This is a genomic window from Arthrobacter celericrescens (assembly GCF_003614925.1).
Classification (GTDB): domain Bacteria; phylum Actinomycetota; class Actinomycetes; order Actinomycetales; family Micrococcaceae; genus Arthrobacter; species Arthrobacter celericrescens.
In genome coordinates this window covers 1-1,922 of record NZ_QYLP01000059.1, presented here as the reverse complement: position 1 = coordinate 1,922, position 1,922 = coordinate 1, and the positions used below count along the sequence as shown (strand labels likewise).

General features: G+C 56.0%; 1 rRNA gene. It reads right to left on the bottom strand.

What is annotated here, in order from left to right:
- Positions 1 to 61: 61 nt before the first annotated feature.
- A 23S ribosomal RNA gene (locus tag D3654_RS20655) occupies positions 62 to 1,922 on the bottom strand; the annotation flags it as partial.

Sequence of the window (1,922 nt, the reverse complement as noted above, 5' to 3'; positions counted from 1 at the left end):
TTTGTTCCTGGGTTGTTGTCCGGGAACCACATAGTGGACGCGTGCAGTTGATTCTTTGTGTGTGGTGTAAGTTGTCGGCCTATTAGTACCGGTCGGCTTCGACAGTCGTTGGTCCTGTCTTCCACGTCCGGCCTATCAACCCAGTGGTCTGGCTGGGGGCCTTCAACACTTACGTGTTTGGAAATCTCATCTTGAAGCGAGCTTCCCGCTTAGATGCTTTCAGCGGTTATCCCATCCGAACGTAGCTAATCAGCGGTGCACTTGGCAGTACAACTGACACACCAGAGGTTCGTCCGTCCCGGTCCTCTCGTACTAAGGACAGCCCTTCTCAAATTTCCTGCGCGCGCAGCGGATAGGGACCGAACTGTCTCACGACGTTCTAAACCCAGCTCGCGTACCGCTTTAATGGGCGAACAGCCCAACCCTTGGGACCTACTCCAGCCCCAGGATGCGACGAGCCGACATCGAGGTGCCAAACCATGCCGTCGATATGGACTCTTGGGCAAGATCAGCCTGTTATCCCCGAGGTACCTTTTATCCGTTGAGCGACGGCCATTCCACAATGTACCGCCGGATCACTAGTCCCGACTTTCGTCCCTGCTTGAGATGTCTCTCTCACAGTCAAGCTCCCTTGTGCACTTACACTCGACACCTGATTGCCAACCAGGCTGAGGGAACCTTTGGGCGCCTCCGTTACTTTTTAGGAGGCAACCGCCCCAGTTAAACTACCCATCAGGCACTGTCCCTGACCCGGATCACGGGCCGAAGTTAGATGTCCAAAGTGACCAGAGTGGTATTTCAACGATGACTCCACCCGAACTGGCGTCCGGGCTTCACAGTCTCCCACCTATCCTACACAAGCCACTCCGAACACCAATACCAAACTATAGTAAAGGTCTCGGGGTCTTTCCGTCCTGCTGCGCGTAACGAGCATCTTTACTCGTACTGCAATTTCGCCGAGTTTATGGTTGAGACAGCGGGGAAGTCGTTACTCCATTCGTGCAGGTCGGAACTTACCCGACAAGGAATTTCGCTACCTTAGGATGGTTATAGTTACCACCGCCGTTTACTGGGGCTTAAATTCTCAGCTTCGCCCACGAAGGGCTAACCGGTCCTCTTAACCTTCCAGCACCGGGCAGGAGTCAGTCCGTATACATCGTCTTGCGACTTCGCACGGACCTGTGTTTTTAGTAAACAGTCGCTTCCCCCTGGTCTCTGCGGCCCTTACCCGCTCCACCCAGCAAGTGGGCTTCACGGTCCGGGCCCCCCTTCTCCCGAAGTTACGGGGGCATTTTGCCGAGTTCCTTAACCATAATTCTCTCGATCGCCTTGGTATTCTCTACCTGATCACCTGTGTCGGTTTGGGGTACGGGCAGCTGGAACCTCGCGCCGATGCTTTTCTAGGCAGCATAGGATCACCGGATCCCCCCGAACGGGAGTCCCATCAGATCTCAGGCACATGAACGGCGGATTTGCCTACCGTTCGCCCTACATCCTTAGACCGGGGCAACCATCGCCCGGCCCGGCTACCTTCCTGCGTCACACCTGTTAATACGCTTACCTCCCGGGATCAGGTCCCGCGCTCCACCAAAACCCTTCCGTCCAAAGGACGGTCGGGCAGGCTTCGGGCGGTTAGTATCCCCCGCTCAGTATGGGCGGTTCTTCGCCGGTACGGGAATATCAACCCGTTGTCCATCGACTACGCCTGTCGGCCTCGCCTTAGGTCCCGACTTACCCAGGGCAGATTAGCTTGACCCTGGAACCCTTGATCATTCGGCGGACGGGTTTCTCACCCGTCTTTCGCTACTCATGCCTGCATTCTCACTCGTGTAGGCTCCACCACTGGTTTCCACCGCAGCTTCACCGCCCACACGACGCTCCCCTACCCATCCACACTCCTGAACCACAAAGGCTTGGAAAAT